Here is a 21,762-nt window from a genome sequence, read left to right as displayed (position 1 = left end):
CCTGAGACAACATCTGGCAAGGCTGGGACGGAAGTCACTGTCGTTCTCAAAATCGGTGGAGCTGCATGACAAGGTCATCGGGCATTATCTGAACATAAAACACTATCAGTAAGTTGGGAGCATTACCAGGCTACGCTTCTAAATATTGCAGTGAGGGCAAAGACTACACTTTTAGCCGGAATACATCAGCATTTAAGCTGACGACTTTAAAAAAATATTATGAAAGCAGCAACCTGCATCTGTCGCTATGAAACCAGCACTTTCACATTGAGCAGTGAAGCCTGTTAGGTTCGCAGAATATGCCGCGTAAGGGCGGACACCAGTTTTATGATTCAGCAGGTTGCTGGTTTCATGGCGTGTTGCAGTGAGCTAACAAAAAAGCCGCGTGATCCTTTACGCGGCCAATCGGTATTTTCATTTTATTTTTTATTATCGGACATACACTCACATACCTGGGTCAGCACAAATACTCCTGCATCATTCAGGTATAGCTTATGTTGTATCAAACAGCCATATGCCTGACCGGGCGAACGCAGCTTTTGAATTCCACGACCGGCTTATTTTCTTTTGAAATTTTAGCTGCGATATTGACTGCACGCCTTACCTTTGTAGCAGGCTTTGCTTTAACTTCGGGCTTTGCCACGCAGTGCGGGCAGGGCTTTACCCCTTTAAAATTGGCTGCTGCCACTGTTCTGGCCTGATTCAGCGAGTAGCAGCTTCCGATAAAGACACGGGCCGCCTGATCGGGCAGGTGTGCGCAGTCAGCACGGTGAAGCAGTAGGCCTTCAGGATTGTTATCGCTTACGTAATATTTTAAAGCCGTATACATGGTAAATCCTTTGCTGTTTATCATCTGATGTTAAATGATATTGATTATTATTAATTTCACCTGATGGGATTTCATGTGTCACAAAAGTGCCGGTGACAAAAACAGTTATGGAATATTCTTATAAGCGGATTAACACAAATAACGCGATCCTTATCAACTACTTTTTTTAGGACAAATTTAATTTTTGGCCTGCAATTAACTTATTGAAGTTAATTTTCTAGATTAAAAAAACTTCAAGCATATGATTTATATGGACTCTTCGCTTTTAATAATTTTATGGGTAGTTCAGACCATATGATCAAAAAAGTATTTCAGTACCATGGCACTCATTTAAAAATTTTGATAAATCACAGTAAGAAATTAACGTGTTCAAATAAAATGAATTAAAGTTATCTGGTACTTCAGTTTTTTGGAAAAAAATTAACAGATGTTTTAGGCCGCATACCGCACACGGTAGGAACAGAAACTCAGTCCGGACTATTGGGCAGCTTTTTCGATACATCTGCTATCAGCGTGTCAGACAGAGCCCGGGCTTTTATGCTGCCCCCAGTCAGGTTGAGCCACTTCCGATTGGAATCACCACTTTCCTGCACCATCAGCCTGAGACCGTTTAGGCGAATACAGGACGCACGGAAGCTATTGGGATAGATATCGTCTGATCGCTCATAAATTATGTGCAGGATCGTTCGCTGCGGCACCGTCTGGCGCCGATTAAGGGAAAACTGATACAGAATGAGCAAAGTCTGTTTCTGAACAACTGACAAGCGCATACTTGCCTCAGCGCGGCGCGTGCTGCCGGTAATGCACCTGCACGGCATAAAGATGTACAAATTGCCCTCACGTGGCGGGCGTAAAGCAGACTTGTATGATTAAGCGATAAGGACAGGTATTTTCACTATGAGCGTGCCCTTCTCAATCATTTCCTGCAGCAGCGTATCGCGCCAGACTTTCCAATCCAGAGAACGGTGGCAAACGTTTAATCCTGCAGATTAAGATGAACTGTCTGGCCGGTTGCTTCAACACGGGTTTTGATAAAGTACAGGACGGCGCTCTGATCACACGTAAGATTGTCCTTATGGGCGCTGGCAGGCATATGGCCAACATAATCGGTAGTCGCCTGCTTTTATTGCACCTTTGATTCGCTGACGCAGTTTGCGTATCTTGAGACTGCATTTGCCTTTGCCAGCTTCACGTGGGAACTCCCGATCTTCTTCAGAAATAAACGCAGAAATCGGTTTGCCCTTACTGACTGCACTTCAGCCATACAATTAAGCTAGGTCTACTTCGTTTTCGTGGCTTCGATAAGGCATCGTACAGGTATGTTTTGAACGCCAATTCATTCTAAAAGTAAATAAATTGCTGTTTAAGCACATTCACAATATTTTTAGATTTGGGGTCTCATCACATAGCTAGTCTTTGTAATTCTGCTGCAATCATCGCCCTATCAGCTTCTCCCGTAGCTGCGCTGACGGTCAACTCTTCCAGAGCATTACCTTCCGGGTTCAAATCTATACCGTTACGGCGCAGGAAAAGCATCATTGCGAAAAATGCGGTTCGCTTATTATAGTCAGCGAACACATGGCCACGCGCTACGGCTTCAAGATGCGCTGCTGCAATGTGCCATACGTCAGGCAGTTCGCCATATAGGTAGAGTGTGGTAACACGGTCTATCACTGCTTTAGCTTTACTGCGGTCTGCTATACCAGGTAATCCCGGCGCAGTGCTTTCCAGCCTGGCATGAAGCATGATCAGTTCGTCTGCTGTGACAGAACGGTATTCTAATTCCAGCTTCATCGGTCGGCTAAAGCCTTAAACGTATTGGCATGGCGATCCAGAATGTAGTCCATATCCTTTTCAAGCTGGATGCGCTTTAACGACTCAAACTCGCTCTTAGATAGCATTACAACGCTTTCTTTGCCACCATTGCGGGTAACTTCGATTGGCTCAACCAGTGCCGCATCGAGCGTAGCAGCCCAAGTATCGCGTGCTGCCCTGCTGTTAACTGTATTCATGATGACCTCTTAAATATGGTACTCATTTGTGTACGCAAATTATGGTACGCATTTGCGTACGCACTCGCAAATGTTATCAGCAAAATATTGCTGGTTTCATGGTAACGTTAGTCTATTCATGGTAGCCCACTAAGTTAGCAGGCAAATGTTCGTCTATTCATGGTAAACAGGCTCAATCTGTACATATTGCGAACACATTTGGTGGCTGCGCCTTCCTCCACCATGAAATGTAGTGGTCAACTAAAACTGGCCACCGATTTAGAGTTTTTCCAGTATCGCTTTTCCGATTCGTTTGAGGGCAACCCACCGTTTTAATCATGCGGCCTTAGCGAGCTGTAATACCCGACGATATAGTCTGTGATCGCATGAGCAGCTTCGCTAAAGTTTATATAACCTGTCACTGGCACCCACTCGTTTTTCAGACTCCGGAAGAAGCGTTCCATCGGGCTGTTGTCCCAACAGTTTCCACGTCGGCTCATACTTTGCCTGATCCGGCAACGCCACAGTAGTTGCCGGAACTGCCTGCTTGTATAGTAGCTACCCTGGTCACTGTGGAACATCACTCCGGCTGGTTTACCGCGAGCTTCCCACGCCATTTCCAGCGCTTTGATGGTCAGTTTGCTGTCCGGTGAGAATGACATTGCCCAACCTACCGGTTTCCTTGCGAACAGATCGAGAACAACAGCAAGGTAAGCCCAACGCTTGCCTGTCCAGATATACGTCACATCGCCGCACCACACCTGATTCGGTTCTGTCACTGCGAACTGTCGCTCAAGGCGATTCGGGATAACGATGTGTTCAGGACCACCACGTTTATATCGGTGGGTAGGCTGCTGACAACTCACCAGACCCAGTTCTTTCATGAGCCTTCCGGCAAGCCAGCGTCCCATTTTGAAGCCTCTCAGGGTTGCCATAATCGCGATACTTCTTGCGCCAGCAGAACCATGGCTGATGTTATGCAGCTCCAGAACCTGACTGCGTAACACAGCTCGCCTGCCGTCTGGCTTTTCGGGGCTTTTTTCCCAGTATTTGTAGCTGCTGCGATGAACCCCGAACACGTGGCAAAGTGTGACCACAGGATACTGCGCTCTGAGTTTCCCGATTAACGAGAACTGTTCAGGGAGTCTGACATCAAGAGCGCGGTAGCCTTTTTTAATATGTCGTTTTCCATTTCAATGCGTTGTAGCTTTTTCTTCAGCTCACGTATTTCAATCTGTTCCGGGGTTACAGGGGAAACTTTAGGTATTTTGCCCTGTCGTTCATCCCGCAACTGCTTTACCCATCGCGTCATGGTAGAAAGACCCACATCCATAGCACTGGCCGCAGCTGCAACGGTGTAGTTCTGATCAAGGACCAGTTGAGCGGATTCGCGTTTAAACTCTGCGCTGAAATTTCTTTTTTTCATTGAGGCACCTGTAATGTTCTGAGGTGAGCATATCACCTCTGTTCAGGTGGCCAAATTCAGTAAACCACTACAAGAATTAATATTGGTTAAGTTCAGGCAGCGATGGATATAGGGGGCGGTGATATTCTGCTGCTGGCTCTGCGATAATAAAGACGCGTTACGGATAACGATATGATGAACAGGGAAGCACGGACCGGATATGCCTGACTCCCCGGCTGGGGCGGCCAGAGGCGACACCGCGTTCCACAGCGCATCGCGCTGATGCTGATCCTGCTGTAAACGTTGCTGCTGCTGATTCTGGATATAATCACGGTCGCCCGGATTCAACGGTGCCGCTGCTGCTGAAGCAGTTAATAAGCTGACGCTCAGCGCCAGTACCATCCCTGTATGTGCCATTATAAAGACTTAAGTTAAAGTGATTGTCTGTTTCCTGTCAGTTTGCCTGCACAGAATATCACCTTAACAATCAGAAAGTTCCTGATGGCGCTATAAAACGAGAATGCAATCGTAATATTACCTAAAGCATCGTTCCGGGCTGCCCTAACTCAAATATAAAGAGAGATATTTGCGAGTGCTGATGCAATCGGGAGTATTTTCCAGATATATCGTCTTTTTCTCATTAGCGTTTGCACTGTGATTAAACGTAAACCCGCTCTGATTGGTTAATAAAACCGTATCAGGAGCCCGCTTAAAGAGAGCAGATATAGCTTATTTTTCCCGGTGCAAGGTGGAATGCGTAATTACCATTGCAAATCTAATGCTATCGCATTCTCTCACTGGCAGGATGATACACATCGCTGCGTTCGCGCTTTCCGACTGCGATGATCAGCTGATCGTCGATCACCTGATAAACCAGCCGGAACCCCGACGTTTGCAGTTTGATTTTATCCCGCGCAGTCTGGCAGATGCGATATGGGGGTTATCGCAACACTTCTTCAGCTTTTTCGCAAACTGTTGCCTCTGCTCCGATCACAAGCGCCGCTATGCGTGACGCAGCCGGAGTGTGGCCGGCAGCACTCTGCGGTTACTGGCAGGCTCATCGCCAGCAATCAGCGCGCTCAGCAACGCAAAGCACTCCTGCGCCAGTCGCGGTACATCCTGTTCGACGGTATCAATCGCTACCGACAGTGAATCATAGAGATAGTGGTCATCAAAACTGGCGATGCGGATGTTGCTGTTGAGCAGATGATGCTGGCTCATGTAACGCAGCACCCCTTCCATCAAGCCGCAGGCGGCGGTGAAGATCGCCTGTGGCGGACGACCGAGTCGGGCGCAGAGCGCGGCAAACATCTCATAACCGCTGCTGGGGTGATAGTTACCATGAATAATCCACTCCGGTCGGGGCGTGACGCCCGCCAGCTCCAGCCCCTGCAGAAAGCCGGCAAGGCGATCGCGCGTCGGAGAGAGGCGTGCCTGACCGCCAAGGAAATAGATCTCTTCCGGATTAGCGCGCGCCAGTTGCGCCACTAATTCGGCAGTAGGCGTAACCGCATCCGTGATCACCAGCGGCAGCTGCGTATCATTCATATAGCGGTCAAACAGTACGACCGGCAGCTGTTCGCTGAGTTTTACATAGTCGCTGTCGCCGGACATGCTGGAGGCGACAATCAGCCCGTCCACCTGGCGGGCGACCAGGTTATCCACGACAACCCGCTCCTGGCCGGCATTTTCATCCGTACAGGAGATCAGCAGCTGTAGTCCCGCTTCGCGGCAAAGGTTTTCCAGTGCGTCTGAGAATACGGCAAAACCGTGATTGGTGATCTCCGGCACCACCAGACCCAGCGTATGGCTGCGATTATCGCGCAACAGACGCGCATGAATACTGGCTTGATAATGATGCTCACGGGCCAGGGAGAGCACGCGCTCGCGCGTCTCTTTGGCGACGCGCAGCTCTTTACCCCGGCCGTTCAGCACCAGGCTGGCGGTCGCTTTCGAGACGCCAGCCAGCGCGGCGATATCGGTAATGGTTACGCGTTTGGTTTTTCTCACGTCATGGCATCAGTCAGGGAAACAATAACTTATTGTACCACGCAGCGTCGCAGCGGCCAGTAGCGCGCGGTAACTTCTGTGTCCCCGATCAGCCTGAGTTGCGCCTCCGCTGCCGGAAAATAGCGGCTGCTCATCACGCCCTCGCCTTCGTTGATAAAAATCTCTACGCTGGAGTGGTCGCATAAAATCTGCAGCTGCGTCACTGCTCCCTGCCAGTAGCGATAGTGCCACTCCCCGTTCGACAGGCTGCGACGCGCAAGACGCAGTCCGCTGCTATGCCACTCCAGCAGCAGCGTGTTGGCAAAATCAAGCGTGATACCGCCCGTACCGGTCAGCTCCAGCTCAAGCCGTCGCGCGGCAATAAAGGGGGCATCTGCAGCCAGACCCTGAAAAGCGTGCTCCTCACCGCGCAGCGCCTGCAGCTCAGCTACCGGCCGCTGGTAGAGTTTGCCGTCACGCGTTCCCAGCTCGCGGATACAGGTCATCTGGTGGATCCAGCCGCGGGCGATAGTAGGCTGATATCTCTCTTCACCGTCCGGCACCCCCATCCATGCTACCAGCAGGCGACGGCCATCGGCGGTCAGTGTGGTCTGCGGTGCGTAGAACTCAAAGCCGGCATCCAGCTCATGAAAGTCGCCGTGCGTAAAGCGGGCGGTGTCATAGTCCAGATCGCCTGCCAGCCATGCACTGGGATGCGCATTGAGAAAACGCTGTTCTTCAGGCGTGATCCCCTGCGGACAGCAGATAAGAAACGTACTGTCGCCCAGCGTGAAGAGATCGGGGCACTCCCACATATATCCTGCCGCACCCAGCCCGTTAAGGCCGCTGCCGGCAATCTCCCCGAGCCTGTGCCACGTGTGCATATCGTCAGAGCGCAGCAGCAGAACTTTGCCCTGCAGCGCATTGTCCTGTGCCCCCAGCACCATGTACCAGCTCTCACCATGCCGCCACACTTTTGGATCGCGGACGTGTCCGGTATACCCTTCAGGCAGCGCAATAACGGGTCCCAGCTTATCGAAACCTCCTGCTTCATTCTGTACCGCCAGGCACTGCCACGCGGTACGGCTGCCATCGTCAAACTTCACATTACCGGTGTAAACCAGCGTGAGCGCACCGTGATTGTCCACGGCGCTGCCGGAGTAGCAGCCGCTGCGGTCATACTCTTCATCCGGCATCAGCGCGATCGGCTCATGCTGCCACTGCAGCAGGTCCGCTGAACTCCAGTGCCCCCAGCATTTATGCTGATGCTGGCAGCTCAGCGGGTTCCATTGGTAGAAGAGGTGATAGCGTCCGTTAATGTGGATAAAGCCGTTAGGGTCGTTCAGCAAACCCGTTACAGGCGCAAGATGCCAGCCGGGATAGTGCGCATCGTTTAGCGCGCGCGGCTGACCGCGCATGACCGCCTGCAGGATAGCGGGGAACAGGTTTAATGAGGCCATTATTCTGCGTCCGTTTTGTATTTAAGCAGGTAAGAGATAACAAAGGCTGCGCTGAAAGCGATCACCATACCAATGGCGTAATTGAGCAGCGAGCTGGCCTGCACAATCGCCATGCCCGGAATACCGGTCAGGCCTACAGCCGTCATATAAACATGCACCGAGACAACCCATGCACCTCCCAGCGCACCGCCAATCAGCCCCGCTACGAAAGGTTTCATAAAGCGCAGGTTGATACCAAAAATGGCTGCTTCGGTAATCCCCAGCAGCGCCGAGAAGCCGGAGGGAAGCGCGATAGCTTTAATCTTAATATCTTTTGATTTTAACCATACCGCCAGGCACGCCCCGCCCTGTGCGACGTTAGCCATCGCCCAGATCGGCAGCAGGAAATTCACGCCGATAGACGGGTTGCCCAGCAGCCCCGCTTCAATAGCGTGAAAGCTGTGGTGTACGCCGGTGATCACAATGACAGAGTAGAGACCACCAAACAGTAATCCCGCCAGCCAGCCGGCGTGGGCGATCAGCGTGCTCAGGACAAAGGAGATCCCGTCACCCAGCGCGCGCCCGGCCGGACCGATAATCAGCAGCGCTACAAAACCGGAGATAATCACCGTCAGGAATGGCGTCAGGATCAGATCCAGCGCGTCGGGGATCACCCGGCGTAGCTGTTTCTCCAGTACGCTCATGAACCATACCGCCAGCAGTACCGGGAACACCGTGCCCTGATAGCCAATCATCGCGACTTCGATACCAAAGAAGTTCATGGTATGGAAACCAGCCGCCACGCCCCAGGCGTTGGTCAGCGCCGGATGCGTCAGGATCCCGCCCAGCGTCGCCCCGAGAAACGGATTGCCGCCAAACTCACGTGCGGCAGTGAATCCGATCAGGATTGGCAGAATGATGAATGCCGCTGAGCTGCACATATCCAGCATGATATAGAGTGCATTTTCCGGATTAACCCAGCCGTAGGTTTTCACCATGCCGAGCAGCCCCATCAGCAGACCTGAGGCGACAATGGCCGGAATAATCGGAACAAAAATATTCGACAGCAGACGCGCAATACGCTGAAAAGGATTGAGTTTACGTGCAGCGATATCTGCTGCTTCTGACTTACTGGTTTCGCTGATGCCGGCTTCGCGGATAAAGGCAGCATACACCTTATTCACCACGCCGGTGCCAAAAATGACCTGCAGCTGTCCGGCATTGCGGAAGCACCCTTTTACGCCATCGAGTTTACCGATCGCGGCGGTATCTGCTTTGGCATCATCCACCAGTACCAGACGCAGACGGGTAGCGCAGTGCGCCGCGCTGGCAATATTTTCCCGGCCTCCCAGCAGCGGCAGCAGCGCGCGGGAGATCTGTACAACATCCATAGTAACCTCTGTTTTTCGTTGTTATGCCTGCCAGAATGTGGCCCCCGCAGGGGCCGGAGAATCAGAACCAGGTTTCCATCTGCACGCCAAAGTTCCACTCGCCGCCAGATTTAAAGCCGCTGCTGCCAAAGGCGTCATCGCCCGCATAGTTATCCAGACGGTGATCCCAGTCCATCCAGCTGGCAAACAGACGGATTTCAGGGCGCTTGAGGAAGTCGCCGACGTCGCTGGCTTTCAGCGTCGGCGCTACGGTGAGCTTGTAAAAATTGCCACTCACGGCATTGCGGCTGTTGTAGCCTTCAGGCCGCAGATCCATGTACTGATATGAGCCTTCATACTGCATCTCAAAGTTCTGCGTGAATTCCTGAATCAGGCGCAGGTTCGCGGTCGCCCATTCATAGCTGTCGCCTTTGACGTAGCGATCTTTGCTGCTCTGTGCCAGCAGTGCTGGCGCAATATGCCAGCCGCCGCCCAGCGGCGTAATGCCGTAGCTTGCGAGGCGCCAGGTATCGGCTTCCGGCAGCAGCGCACCGTCAGATCCCAGCGTTTTCACTTCCGCGCCCAGACCGTGGCCGTAGAGCAGGGCCGTTTTAGCCGAGCCTTCGCGCAGGCCGTAGAAAGTATCGTTATGGATGCCCGCTAATACGTGCACGCCGGTGTTAGCCGCGTCGCTTTTCACGCGATTTCCTTCGATATCGGTGCGCTGGTCATTATCTTTAGCGCGCATGCCGCTGAGCATCAGCTGCAGCGGTCCGGTGAAGTTATTCAGTGAAAGAATGTAGTTCTGCGCGGTGTTTTCATTATTTTCGATATCACCAAAGGTACGTCCGTAAAGTGACAGGTTACTGCGTGTGGTTTCGCCCCACTTCATGTCGTAGATCCCGGCACCGGTACCCGCAAGAAACACGACGTCGGAGTCGATCCAGTGAATATCAAAGTTGTCGCGATCGAAGCGTTTACCCGCCCAGACGGTAGAGTCTTTGAAAGCGCCGGAGAAAGTGGGCAGCTGCCCCAGCTCAACAAATGCCTGACGCAGGTTGAGATCGCTGCTGGCCGCTGTCCAGTCATTGTAAGTACGCTGCCCGTCCGCCAGCATCGCTTTAAAGCGGGTGGTGGCCCCGTTTGCCAGCGTCTCTTTGTGCTCCAGATTCAGTTCAACATAGGTGTCAGGCTCGTTGCCCAGCCGGCCCACATGTCCTCCGGTCTCGCCAGCCGGCGTAACGGTCGGACCACCCTGCGTTTTGGCCGCTGAACTGTTCATCAGCAGGCCGGAGCGGGCATAACCATGAAACTCAAATCCGCTATCCTCGCTGCCTGTCGTCGCGGGTGCGGCTTTTGCCGTACGCTGTTCAACCCGGGCAATCGCCGTCTGATTTTTCTGCTGGGCGGTGGCCAGCATTTGTGCCTGTTTTTCTGCTGCTTTTGCGCGGGTTTCTGCAAGGTCAGCACGCTGTTCTGCCGCCGCGAGACGTTTTTCCATTGCTGCAAGACGCGCTTCAATACTGCTCATATCGGTGGCGGACCACGCTGTTCCTGAACTTAATAAGGCGCTGAGGGTAAGGGCGAGGATGCTTTTTTTCATGGTATGGCGTCCCTGAGAGGTAGCTATTATCAGATATTGTTTTTTGCTAAACCGATTTAGTAGCTGAATCCTGATGAACTTTGTTACTGTGCGCAACTGATTTTGCTAAACCGTTTTAAGTGATGTGAAGTACATCGCAAAATAGTGCAGGAAAACGCAAAGGGACGTCTCAGGTGGGTAATACATGGGGGAGAGAGAAGCAGGAGAAAGAGGGAAAAAAGAGCAGAGCCAGGCTCTGCTCCATGCGGTTACTCTTTAGCAATCGGCGCCTGATCTACGGTGACTTTTTCATCGCCCTGAATCTGCCCGATACGCTGTTCCGTTTTGCTGACGGCGTCAGCATCTTTCAGCAGCGTGTAAGTCAGCTCAAACGTGGTGCTCTGGCCCGGCTGTAGCTGCTTAACCCTGCCCTGCTCTTTTTCAATGGTGACCGGATAGGCATAGCTGGTACCGGGTTCAATACCGGTAACGTAGCCCTGTTTAAGCGTGTCGGTGTTTTTCCACATGGTCAGCACCGGCAGCTGGCGGGTATCAAACTCGATTGATGCCCCTTTATTGCCTTTGCTGTTAACCACCGCCGCCAGCGTTTTTCCGTTGCTGTCCGCTTTCGGCACCAGGTTAAATACCATCTCATCAAAATCTCTGGCAGGCGCATCATAGACGTTCCAGCTATTCAGCCCTTTCTGCGCGTAATCGTTAAAAGGCGAGACAGATTTCAGCGGTGCGATAAAGCGGGCATCTTTCTCCAGAATCGGCGTGCCGAAATTGCTGTGATAGATGATCTGATAATCCTGCGGATAATCGCCGTGGTTGGTTAACACATCATGCAGTGTGAAGGCATCTGTACCCGGCACGTAACGGAGCTCTGTCCAGGTGGCGAGGTTCGATTTTTTGAACGTATGCTCTTTCAGCAGGCCGCGAATGCGGATTTCATGCGGGGCTTTATCATCCACGGTGACTTCAACCTGCGAAGCGGGTGTGTTGCCCGCTTTACCGTGCAGCGTATAGATGCGGCCATCTTTAGTGACCGGATGCCCGGTCCACTCATAGCCGCAGCGCACCATCATTTCATTAAAGCCATCAAGCCAGCCGAGACCGTTGCGGCTCTCCAGATTGATATAGGCCGGGTTGACCACTTCATCTACCGGCGAATCCCAGCCCAGACGCACGCCGTGTCCCCTGACGTACAGTAAATCCATCCCGCGCGTCGGGCTGAGCGCGATGGTCAGGCCCTCCGGACTGGTAATCGTAATGACTTTCGAACCTTCCTGTTTGCCGCCATGCAGCACTTTTTGTTCGATGCTGAACGGCTGGCCGCCCAGCTTCAGCGTTTTGCTGTCGATGTGCCAGTTTCCCTTCTCTGTACTTGCTTCAGCATCCGTCAGCACCCATGTCTGTGCTGCTGCCTGAACGCTGATCCCCGCCATGACCACACCGGCCAATAATGCTAATTTCATAATGATGCATCCTTTGCTGAATTGATTTAGCTAATGTCAGCTAAGCGTACAAACATGAGGAAAATGAAACCGTGAGGTGCTTCACTTCGGTCGGTTATACCGTCAGTAATCTCTGTAAATTTGGGTTAGATCACATTTTGAGAGGTTAAGACGGCGTTTTTAGACGCACAGAGAGAGAAATCAAGCTGAAATGGTGGTGTTTGGTTTAATCGTTTCAGCTTTAAAGGGGTAGGATAAATAAACGCGTGCTGCCTGATGCTCAGTTGCGAAAACAGCCGGGTTGCGGAATGGTGTCGTTTAAGAGGGTTTGAAGTCTGATGGAACGAAATAGTTTTAGCAACAACTCCGTCAGCATCCTGTCAGGCCGGTTATCACATCCGGTAAGCAGCGTTGCAACCACCACGACAACCACGTCTTTACTGAGGAATTTTAACTTCTTTCTCAGCAACGAAATTAAAGCGGGCCAGGGCATGCTCCCCGCCCGGCAGTTTCCGGGTTTCCATCAGCGAAATGCCCAGCATATCCTGCAGAGCGAGGAACACCGAAGAGGCAAGCGGATGGTACTCCAGCCTAACGTTCAGCCCGGTAACCGGGCTGTTGTTCTCATCCACGAACTGAAGCTCAAGCCAGTGCTTCCGCTGTTCGCCGCGACACTGAACGGTTTTGTATGTGCCTCTGAGACTTGTGACCAGAGTATTGTCACCGATGATTTCCACGCCAATTCCTTTTGAGCAGTAAGGTTAACCAGCGCGCATCATACCCTGGATAGTTTCCCTGCTAAATTATTAAGCTGAAAAACGGACCTGAAAATCGCGGATTCAGGGCGGGTATGCTTACCCATGAACTGTTAGCTATGAAAATATGAAGGCGGGTATTTATGGAGCTAATGCGACGGGTGTAAACTCACCTAAATCACCTTTTAGCGGCTTCACTGACTGGCGCGGATCTACCGAAGCAGCAATGCGTATGTTCATAAAATCCACTATCCGTCGCGCATTTTGCTTATCCATTTTACGCAACACTTTCAGTGCACGGTCAGAGTAATTAATCGTCCAGACCAAGTGACTTCCTCACGTCTTCGGACGAATGCATGGATTCCTCTCCACGCCTGATGCGCTCAACTGTTTCCGCTGCTAAGTAATAATCCTCAAGATCTTCAAGATGCGTAAGGATAGCTTCGCGTGCATAGAACGTCTTTGTTCTACCGGTTTTTTTCGCCAGCGAGTCCAGACGGGACTCAATATCATCAGATAAACGGATAGCAAGCATAACGGCCCCTGAATTTAAGTGCTGTACATGGATAGCAAAAATCATAACCCTGTCAGGATGAAAAAAAACCAATCACTGGTTGAAACAACAGCATTAAACATGACATGTCCCTGCTATGCTTTTCCTCGCTGTAATCTTACATCCTGCTTACCGGCCGGCCTGCTGCTCCCGGCACGGTGCTAATGGCCTTCAAGCCCCCTTTAATCAGGCAAGCTGCTGCTGCAGCTGATCAAGATAAGGCAGCGCGGTCATTGCGCCTTTCGCCGTGGTTGCCAGCCCGCCGCAGATCTGCGCGCGCTCCAGACACTCTCTGAGCTGCACGTCATCCTGCGGCAAACCCTGTCCGGCTAAATGCCACAGCAGCCCGGCAACAAAAGCGTCTCCGGCGCCGGTCGTATCCACACTGACAACCGGGCGCGTCGGATAGTGCTGCAGCGTGCCACGGGACCATGCCTGCACGCCCTGGCGGCCCTGGGTAACCAGAATAAGCCTGATAGCATATTGCTCAGCCAGCTGCTGCATACCTGCCGCGATATCGCTGGTGTTACAGATAAAGGTCAGCTCTTCTTCTGAAAGCTTTACTACGTCAGCAAGAGCCAGCGCACGGGCAAGCGCGTCGCGCAGCTCCGCTTCATCTGCCCATAAATCGTGCCGGATGTTGGGGTCAAAACTCACAAAGCCGCCCGATTCATGCAGTTGCTGCATCGCCGTCAGCGTGGTGTTTCGTGAGGGATCTCTGAGCAGTGCAATCGAACAGCAGTGCAGCCATTCGCCCGCCCGGAAAGCTGGCAGCTCGTGCGTTTCGATAAACAGATCTGCTGAAGGACGCACCATAAAAGTAAAGTTGCGCTCACCGTCTGCGTCCAGCGCCACCACGACAACCGAGGTGCGCTGCGTGTTATCTGGCTGCATAAACTCGGTGTTTACCTGCTCGGCATTAAGCGTATCAATCAGGAACGTGCCAAAGGGATCGCCGCCTACTTTACCAATAAAGCCGCTGTTGCCCTGAAGCCTGGCGATACCCACCGCCACATTGGCGGGCGCACCGCCGGGACACTGAATCAATCTGTTATCACACTCCGGCAGCAGATCCACAACTGCATCGCCCAGACACCATACCCGTTTGACCATTTCACTTCTCCTGATCGCAAGCTAAATCGGTTTAGCAATAACATATTATTATGCACAAACGGAGGGGGTTAGAAAGGTTCAGGCCACTTTTTTGCGAAAGTGTGCGGGTGATACCAGATTTTATGGGTGCAGAAGTTGATGGGCAGAGTGTTCAGAGGGTGGCTGAAGGCTAGCCGACAGGTACAATCCGGCAGCCAGCCGGGCTGTAAAACTTTATCAGGCTGCAGTCAGCAATGTGCGATCGGGGCCGCTTAGCATCACCGGTTTATCGTTGCGCAGTTTTTCACGATAGTTCCACTGCATCAGCTGCGAGATCCCTGCTCCACACCACATCATATGGTGATCGTGCCGATAAATTGAGGTGGCCGGCAACCCGGTCACATTCTCGGAAATCTCGACCCGGCAGCCCTGCCCGGTCAGGCGAATAGCTTCCAGCCAGATTTCGGTTGCGTCTGTCACGCTGATAGCTTCCAGAAAAACAGGGACAGTTTTACGACGCTCCGATGCACGCATGATACAGCGTGCGTGAAAAACCACGGCATCATGAAAGCGTGATTGCTTTATAACCGAATCTGCGCTGTTATCACTGCGCAGCAGCAGGTTCAGCGGCTTCAGATAAGCGTTAACAAAATCATCACCGCTGTAGTCGCTGCCCATCTGTCGCATGCGCGCCTGCAGCGCTAAATCCGAGCTGTCGCGCAGCTGGTCCGTCATCTCTTCCTGCCGGCATTGCCAGCGATTTTGCGGCAGCGGTGACCTGCCCTGCAGAAAGGCGTAAATTTCAGGCAGCGTGCTGCCGGTAGCCGTCAGGTCCAGCACGCTATAGATATGCGTTAGCTGTCCGCTGGTGTATTCACCATTATGCTGTGGCTGGGTAATCAGGCCTGCGCGCTTCCAGTTGCGTAAGGTGGCGGGTAAAAGGCCGGTAAGGTCGCAGATGGCCTCGACAGAATATAAACTCATTACAGGTCCCCCGATATCGGGTGTGGGTCAGCAGCTCAGAACGCTGCCGACGAACCCCTATTGTGCGCTTAGTTATCCGCAATTGATACCGTATTGACATTGATTTGCATAAAACTTGCAGCGTTCTGACTGTAAACCGCAGCGGCAGGAAAAACGCTCTGCCGTACCTTATCGCAGAATACGTTTTTGCTTTGCTGCATCCAGCCAGTCACGAAACTCCACCAGCAGCCAGTCGTAAAGCTGCTCATCGCTGATATTTCCGACATCATCAACCGGAAAAAAATGTGTATTGTCGATCAGGCGATCGGTAAAGGTATCCAGACGCTCCAGCACGCCATAATTATTGCCGCCCAGGCCTAAGAATTTATAAAAAACTGGCAGTGTGGCGGACTCTCTGAGTTTCTCTTTGATAAGGCGTGTTTTATTGATGCCGCCATCGGTAATAAAGACCACATACACCGGTAGTGTGGCGTCGCGATAGGTATTGTTAATCGCTTCCAGTACCGGTGGCTCATTGTTCGTGCCGCCCAGACCCGGCAGGATTTCCCACATCGTCCGCCTGCCGTCGTTGCGAATACGATCGATGTAACCCTCAAGGTTATCCAGTGACACATCCTCGTACTGACGAAATTTTTCGCCAAACGCCCAGACCGGCATGCTGCCGTCATCATCAAACTGCACGGCCAGCGCCGCTACCCGCTCCAGCACCTTCTGCACATTACCGCGCTTAAACTGTGCCGTCATGGAGCCTGACGCATCCAGCACAAAGGCGACCTGCGCTTTAACTTCTGAGAGCCGGTGTTTCTCCAGACTGACGCGGATTGGTTTTGCCAGGCTGACCAGTTGCGGCAGTTTTTCAAGCTTCTTCTCCAGGCTAACCGCGGGTACTGATGCGATCACAGGTTCTGCTACATCCACGCCAAAATGCAGCGCCAGCGGATGAAGGCCTCCATCAAATCCCTGCCCGACCGCTCGCAGTTTCCACTGTTCGTTATGACGATAGAGATGGCAGACAATCAGGGCTTTCTCGCGTCGATCGCCGGGTGCGATATCGTAGCGATGTTCACCACACTGCAGAGTAAGCTGCTGTAAACCCCCTACTGTATCGCTGCCATCGATAACCAGCGTAACAGCAATACGCATGACGGCAGCGGGTAGCGCGTGAAGCTGAATCTGAAAACGCGCCTCTCCGGCATGGCTGTGCATGACAATACTGCGGTTTTCGTTATGCGGCTGGTTGAAAAAAATCATCGACGAATCACCGAGGACTTTTTCATTTGCGCCGAGCAAAAACGCTGAAGCATCAATGTCGCTGCTGAATCCAGGCCTGGTTTTCCAGGTCAGGCAGAGTTCAGGACACGTGCTATTAAGAGCAATATTCTGTCCGGTGGTCAGTTCCATATTTCACTCCCTGTGGGTGGTTAACAGACAAAAAAAAGCCCCTTCACGGGGAAGAGGCTCTTTTGCAGCAGTCCGTTACACGGATACGCCGTGCTGAGCTGCCAGCGCTTTCAGGCCGCCGGCAAAGCCCTGGCCCACCGCTTTAAATTTCCACTCACCGTTGTGACGATAGAGCTCGCCGAAGACCATGGCCGTTTCGGTGCTGGCATCTTCTGACAGATCGTAACGGGCGATTTCGCTGTTGTTGTCTTCGTTAACAATACGGATGTAGGCATTAGAGACCATACCGAAGTTCTGCTTACGCGCTTCCGCATCGTAGATGGTTACCGCAAAAACGGCTTTCTGCACGTCGGCGGGCACGGTAGCCAGCGAAATTTTTACCTGCTCATCGTCACCCTCGCCTTCACCGGTGCGGTTGTCGCCCTGATGCGCGACAGAGCCGTCCGGGCTGGTGGCGTTGTTGAAGAACACGAAGTGCTGATCGGATAACACTTTGCCATCTGCGCCGACCAGAAAGACCGATGCATCCAGGTCAAACGCCTGACCATCGGTGACGCGTGAGTCCCAGCCCAGACCAGCAATCGCTTTGGTCATGGTTGGGGCTTCTTTGGACAGGTTTACGTTACCGCCTTTTGTCAGATTAACTGCCATGGTGAAATCCTCTTTGCTTGTGACTGATGCCCGGCCAGACCGGGCAGATAATGGGTATGTGACTGCGGATCAGGACGCGTTGATACCATACTGCGCGCAGACTGAGGCCAGGCCGCCTGCATAGCCCTGACCAACGGCGCGGAATTTCCACTCGCCCGCGTGGCGATAGAGCTCGCCAAACAGCATTGCGGTTTCCGTGCTGGCATCTTCAGACAGATCGTAACGCGCGGCTTCCACGTTGCTGTCGTTGTTGACCAGACGGATAAAGGCGTTTGCCACCTGCCCGAATGACTGGCGGCGGGTTGCGGCATCATGAATGGTGACCACAAAAACAATTTTGGTCACGTCCTGCGGTACGCGGTCCAGTTCAACGATCAGCGATTCGTCATCCCCGTCACCTTCACCGGTACGGTTGTCACCGGTATGGGTCACGGAACCATCAGCCGATTTCAGATTGTTGTAAAAAATGAAGTCGTGATCGCCACGCACCTTGCCTGCATCGGTGAGCAGAAAAGCGGAGGCGTCAAGGTCAAAATCCTGACCGTCAGTGGAGCGGGTATCCCAGCCCAGACCAATTTTCACATTTTTCAGTGAAGGGTCGACTTTTGCCAGGGAGACGTTGCCGCCTTTAGAGAGAGTCACTGCCATGTTATTTTCCTCACGTCGTGCATACGCTGTATGCGGTATTCAATAGCGCGGCCGGGCCGCGCCCTGACTTACTCTGCCTGCTCTTCTTTTTTACCCGGGAACAGCAGGCTCGCGATAATCCCCAGTGCCAGCACGCCCAGTACGACATAGAGGCTGGTGGTTGCGCCGATAGCGTAACCGTGATGGAAGAAGTGCTCGGTCGCGTTCAGGCCCAGCTTGAAGGCGATAAAGAACAGCAGCACGATCACCGCTTTTTCCAGATGCACCAGATACTGCTTCAGTCCTTCCAGCACGAAATAGAGTGTACGCAGACCAAGGATAGCGAACATCATGGCGCTGTACACAATCAGCGGCTCGCGGCTGACCGCGATCACGGCCGGCACCGAGTCGAACGCAAACATCACATCTGAAAGTTCAACCACAGCTAAACAGAGCAGCATCGGCGTAGCGTAGCGGGCCGCTTTGCTCACGCGACCTACCTGCACATCCGCGTTCTCCGGCTTAGCGAGTTCAGCATCGACCTCTTTCTGGCTCAGCACAAAGGCGCTGCCTTTGAGTTTTGGCCAGATTGGATAGAAACGTTTGACCATGCGGTAAGCAAAGTGCTGTGAGTAATCTTCGATCTCATCATCGTCATCGCCGCTTTTCAGCATCATCACAGCCGTCCAGCCTACGATAACGGCAAATACCACTTCCACCCACGGACCGAGCGCCAGCAGGCCTGTACCGATGGCAACAAAAACGCCGCGGAACACGATGGCACCGATAATGCCCCAGTAGAGCACGCGGTGACGGTAGTTATTAGGAATGGCAAACCAGGAGAAGATCGCCATCATGACAAACAGGTTGTCTACCGACAGGACTTTTTCCAGCGCATAGCCGGTCACAAACAGGCTGGCCACTTCCGCGCCGTGATGGACATACAGGAAGCCTGCAAAGGCCAGCGCCATCAGGATCCAGAATACTGACCAGCCCGCCGCGCTTTTCAGCGAAATAGGTTTGTCATGCCGGTGCATGAACAGGTCGATAAAAATAGCTCCGACAGAGAGCAGTAAAAACACCGCTACCGTTTCAATCGGAAACCCGATATGGGTCGATTCCATCTATTAGCTCCAGAAAAGTCAGTAACGGTTACAGGCCAAATTCAGCGGGCTGAAAGCCCAGCGCCTGAATAATTTCGCGGGCGTTAGCCTGCTCAGTGGCGTCAAAGTCACCGTCGCTTTTGGCCACGGCAATACCCACCCGGACCGCAAGCTGCGCCTGTTCCGGTTTATTTTTTAAGGCGAGGATATATTTCATTGTTTCACCCTTGCCCACTTCCATATCGAAAGAGAATGAGGTCACCAGCTTTTCAAAAAACTGGATCACCTCATTGGTGTCGAAAATACTCAGCTCCGGCGACGCCCGCAGGAACCCCATCATTTTCTGCTTCTCTTCGCTGCTGACGCCGTCGCTGGCAACAGCAATACGGGCACAGACGGCCACGGTGCCTTCGAGAAAGGCGCGGTTTTTGTAGCGGCTTACCTGTTTTGTCAGCTCGTCGCGGCCGGCGTTAAATTTGTCTTTAAGAGAGTTAAAAAAGCTCATAATTACTCCTGATTACTTGGAACCGGCGCGCCAGTTAAAGCCCCAGCCAAACGCCTGATCGAGTTCCTGATGGCCGCTGAAATAGCGGTTGATACGCTCTACGCGGATTGCGCCGTTGTCGTTAATCAGACGGGCAATCGCACACATGTTTTGCCGGTTGTTGCCTTCAGTAAGCGCGGTTTCCACCGGCGGCTGTCCCGGAACCTGAATGGTCACCATGCCGTCAGTGTTTTCCCAGCTCGGCACACCTTCATAGATAAAGGTAAAGATCAGGACTTCTTTGATCTGCTTCCATTCGCTGCCGTTGATATGGATCCACTCACCGTCGCTGACGGCGCCGGTACGGTCATCGCCCTTCAGCTCAACGAAGGGTTCGCTGCGGAAGCTGCCAAATTTGTTGCCCAGCGCCTGTACGATAGTGCGATAGCCATCTTTCAGCTCCACAAACGCAGCCAGATCAAGGTCAACACCTTTGTTATTGTTAAAGATGCCCTTCAGGAAACCGCCGCCGCTGTTGCCGGCAGCGCGCTGGTTCCAGTTCAGGTTGACGCGGATCTGACCATAGTCATCCTTTTTCGTCAGGCTGATGGAGGGCTTCTCTTTTGTCAGACTGACTTTGCTCAGATTTACGACGGGCTGTGGTGCTGGTGCCGGAGCCGGTGCGGGCGCAGCGCTGCTCTCATCCACTTCTATACCAAAGTGTTCAGCCAGCGGCTGCAGGCCGCCGTTAAAGCCCTGAGAGACAAAGCGGAACTTCCATTCGCCGTTACGACGATAAAGCTCGCCCAGGATCAGCGCAGCCTCACTGCGTCCGGTGGTATCAACATCACACTGCACCAGCACGCTTCCGCCGGCTTCGACCTGAATGGCGAGACGCGCCAGTGACGCAACGGTTTTGCCGGCATCACAGGTGGCGGTAAAGGCTATTTTCTGCACATCGCTTTTCAGCGTTGCCAGATTAACGGTAAACATGGTTTCGTTGCCGGACGCGGAAAGACGCACTGTACTGTCATCATTTTCGCGCTGGCCATAAAACACCATGTCCGAATCGCCGCGCACTTTGCCGTTGTCATAGAGACGAAACGCTGAGATATCGACCGGTACGCCAGAGGAGACACGCACCACCAGCGATTGATTAGGTACGGGGGCATTGCCCCCTGGCGTCAGGTTCATCAGTAGAGTACCGCCTGAATATCGGGGATCATGTCCTGAATGGTGCGGGCACGCGAAGCGTTGCCGTGCGCAGTAAAGTTCCACTCGCCGCCGCTGCGGCGCAGTGAAGCTATTACGACCGCCGTATGCGAGCCCTGCTCGGTCAGGGTAAATTTCGCCAGCTCTTTGCCCTGCTGATCAACAACGCGACAGAAGGCATTCGCTACATCGTTGAAGGTTTGCCCGGTAAAGCTGTTTACCGTCAGCACCAGGCTTTCAATGCTGGCTGGCAGACGCGACAGATCGGCTTTGATCACCTCATCATCGCCGTCGCCTTCGCCAGTACGGTTATCGCCGCTGTGGACTATTGAACCATCATTTGAACGAAGCTGGCGGAACCAGACGGTGTCCACCACGCCACCGTGCGCGTCAAGCAGCACGCAGCTGGCATCAAGATCAATGCTATCGCCCCCGCCGAGAAGTTTGCCAAAGAGTCCTTTCTTTTTGGCAGGATCCCAGCCGAGTCCGAACTGAATTTGAGAAATCGCACTGCTGGATTTCGCCAGCGAAATTGTCTGATTCTTACTTAAAGATACCATCACTTCTCCTTAATGAGTGGTTAGCTGCTGCAGTAAAAACGCCGATCAATTTAACAGCTCAGCAATCATAACATGAGTTTTATCCTGCGCAAGAAAACAATCATCATATGATTACTTTCAGTTGTGAATGTAATGTTTTATAAAGAATTATCTATTTTTATTGGTAAGGCGGTAACTGTCATTAATCTGTAAATGAAGCGAGGTGCTTTATTAGTTTATTCAATCATAATATGATTGCCTGAATGTTCTGGCGTTCACCTGACGGCGCCAGCAGGCCC

The 21,762-nt window shown here is 52.6% G+C and carries 21 protein-coding genes and 2 pseudogenes; 1 reads left to right on the top strand and 22 read right to left on the bottom strand.

The window, feature by feature from the left end; genetic code table 11:
- The coding region (locus HA43_RS10025; protein WP_001691633.1) for an IS1 family transposase at nucleotides 1–112 on the top strand (112 nt) is incomplete at its 5' end.
- Between the two features lie 390 nt (nucleotides 113–502).
- Here HA43_RS10025 and HA43_RS19055 read toward each other — a convergent pair.
- From HA43_RS19055 to HA43_RS09905, 22 genes and pseudogenes are all read right to left on the bottom strand, one after another.
- Nucleotides 503–829, bottom strand: coding sequence for a hypothetical protein (locus HA43_RS19055; protein ID WP_065648040.1), 327 nt, complete (start codon nucleotides 827–829; stop codon nucleotides 503–505).
- 1,401 nt (nucleotides 830–2,230) lie between these two features.
- Nucleotides 2,231–2,623 (bottom strand): type II toxin-antitoxin system death-on-curing family toxin, encoded by a 393-nt coding sequence (locus HA43_RS10010; protein ID WP_065648038.1) that lies wholly within the window; start codon nucleotides 2,621–2,623, stop codon nucleotides 2,231–2,233.
- A complete protein-coding gene (locus tag HA43_RS10005; RefSeq protein WP_065648037.1) occupies nucleotides 2,620–2,841 on the bottom strand; it encodes a type II toxin-antitoxin system Phd/YefM family antitoxin in 222 nt (73 codons plus the stop codon). Before HA43_RS10005 ends, HA43_RS10010 begins: the two co-directional genes overlap by 4 nt.
- 236 nt (nucleotides 2,842–3,077) lie before the next feature.
- Nucleotides 3,078–4,246 (bottom strand): annotated as a pseudogene (locus tag HA43_RS10000) (IS3 family transposase).
- Nucleotides 4,247–4,288: 42 nt separating this feature from the next.
- Complete coding sequence (locus tag HA43_RS09995; RefSeq protein WP_244555228.1) at nucleotides 4,289–4,642, bottom strand: POTRA domain-containing protein; 354 nt, start codon at nucleotides 4,640–4,642, stop codon at nucleotides 4,289–4,291.
- A gap of 364 nt (nucleotides 4,643–5,006) precedes the next feature.
- A pseudogene (locus HA43_RS09990) lies at nucleotides 5,007–5,206 on the bottom strand (type II toxin-antitoxin system RelE family toxin); the annotation flags it as partial.
- A 21-nt stretch (nucleotides 5,207–5,227) separates the two neighbouring features.
- Nucleotides 5,228–6,235, bottom strand: coding sequence for a substrate-binding domain-containing protein (locus HA43_RS09985; protein ID WP_065648032.1), 1,008 nt, complete (start codon nucleotides 6,233–6,235; stop codon nucleotides 5,228–5,230).
- Nucleotides 6,236–6,264: 29 nt separating this feature from the next.
- Entirely contained in the window at nucleotides 6,265–7,674 is a 1,410-nt protein-coding gene (locus HA43_RS09980; protein WP_065648031.1) for a sucrose-6-phosphate hydrolase, read from the bottom strand.
- Entirely contained in the window at nucleotides 7,674–9,044 is a 1,371-nt protein-coding gene (locus HA43_RS09975) for a sucrose-specific PTS transporter subunit IIBC (protein WP_065648030.1), read from the bottom strand. The genes HA43_RS09980 and HA43_RS09975 overlap by 1 nt, the downstream gene beginning before the upstream one ends.
- 61 nt (nucleotides 9,045–9,105) lie before the next feature.
- Nucleotides 9,106–10,626 carry a carbohydrate porin gene (locus HA43_RS09970; RefSeq protein ID WP_065648029.1) on the bottom strand — a complete coding sequence of 507 codons (1,521 nt, stop codon included), beginning with the start codon at nucleotides 10,624–10,626 and terminating at the stop codon, nucleotides 9,106–9,108.
- Between the two features lie 248 nt (nucleotides 10,627–10,874).
- The gene (locus HA43_RS09965; RefSeq protein ID WP_094111575.1) at nucleotides 10,875–12,083 is read right to left on the bottom strand and encodes an aldose 1-epimerase family protein; all 1,209 of its coding nucleotides are present in this window, start codon (nucleotides 12,081–12,083) and stop codon (nucleotides 10,875–10,877) included.
- A gap of 416 nt (nucleotides 12,084–12,499) precedes the next feature.
- On the bottom strand, nucleotides 12,500–12,799 hold the full coding sequence (locus HA43_RS19215; RefSeq protein WP_065648027.1) for a hypothetical protein: 300 nt from the start codon (nucleotides 12,797–12,799) through the stop codon (nucleotides 12,500–12,502).
- A gap of 328 nt (nucleotides 12,800–13,127) precedes the next feature.
- On the bottom strand, nucleotides 13,128–13,352 hold the full coding sequence (gene relB, locus HA43_RS09950; protein ID WP_065648026.1) for a type II toxin-antitoxin system RelB family antitoxin: 225 nt from the start codon (nucleotides 13,350–13,352) through the stop codon (nucleotides 13,128–13,130).
- A gap of 204 nt (nucleotides 13,353–13,556) precedes the next feature.
- A complete protein-coding gene (locus HA43_RS09945; RefSeq protein ID WP_065648025.1) occupies nucleotides 13,557–14,483 on the bottom strand; it encodes an aminoimidazole riboside kinase in 927 nt (308 codons plus the stop codon).
- 216 nt (nucleotides 14,484–14,699) lie between these two features.
- Entirely contained in the window at nucleotides 14,700–15,446 is a 747-nt protein-coding gene (locus tag HA43_RS09940; RefSeq protein WP_094111574.1) for a MerR family transcriptional regulator, read from the bottom strand.
- A 168-nt stretch (nucleotides 15,447–15,614) separates the two neighbouring features.
- Nucleotides 15,615–16,847, bottom strand: coding sequence for a vWA domain-containing protein (locus HA43_RS09935; RefSeq protein ID WP_065648023.1), 1,233 nt, complete (start codon nucleotides 16,845–16,847; stop codon nucleotides 15,615–15,617).
- 75 nt (nucleotides 16,848–16,922) lie between these two features.
- Nucleotides 16,923–17,498 carry a TerD family protein gene (locus HA43_RS09930; RefSeq protein WP_040113372.1) on the bottom strand — a complete coding sequence of 192 codons (576 nt, stop codon included), beginning with the start codon at nucleotides 17,496–17,498 and terminating at the stop codon, nucleotides 16,923–16,925.
- Between the two features lie 69 nt (nucleotides 17,499–17,567).
- The gene (locus tag HA43_RS09925; RefSeq protein ID WP_040113371.1) at nucleotides 17,568–18,146 is read right to left on the bottom strand and encodes a TerD family protein; all 579 of its coding nucleotides are present in this window, start codon (nucleotides 18,144–18,146) and stop codon (nucleotides 17,568–17,570) included.
- 68 nt (nucleotides 18,147–18,214) lie between these two features.
- Nucleotides 18,215–19,249: a TerC/Alx family metal homeostasis membrane protein gene (locus HA43_RS09920; protein ID WP_065648022.1), complete on the bottom strand. Its 1,035-nt coding sequence runs from the start codon at nucleotides 19,247–19,249 to the stop codon at nucleotides 18,215–18,217.
- Nucleotides 19,250–19,277: 28 nt separating this feature from the next.
- Nucleotides 19,278–19,733 (bottom strand): tellurite resistance TerB family protein, encoded by a 456-nt coding sequence (locus tag HA43_RS09915; protein WP_065648021.1) that lies wholly within the window; start codon nucleotides 19,731–19,733, stop codon nucleotides 19,278–19,280.
- Between the two features lie 12 nt (nucleotides 19,734–19,745).
- Nucleotides 19,746–20,906, bottom strand: a complete 1,161-nt coding sequence (locus HA43_RS09910) for a TerD family protein (protein WP_065648020.1) — start codon at nucleotides 20,904–20,906, stop codon at nucleotides 19,746–19,748.
- Nucleotides 20,906–21,484: a TerD family protein gene (locus tag HA43_RS09905; RefSeq protein ID WP_094111573.1), complete on the bottom strand. Its 579-nt coding sequence runs from the start codon at nucleotides 21,482–21,484 to the stop codon at nucleotides 20,906–20,908. Before HA43_RS09905 ends, HA43_RS09910 begins: the two co-directional genes overlap by 1 nt.
- Nucleotides 21,485–21,762 lie beyond the last annotated feature (278 nt).

This window comes from Pantoea eucrina (assembly GCF_002095385.1).
In the GTDB taxonomy this organism is placed as follows: Bacteria; Pseudomonadota; Gammaproteobacteria; order Enterobacterales; family Enterobacteriaceae; genus Pantoea; species Pantoea eucrina.
Note: the sequence above shows the minus strand (reverse complement) of the source record. Positions and strands in the feature narration are given on the sequence as shown.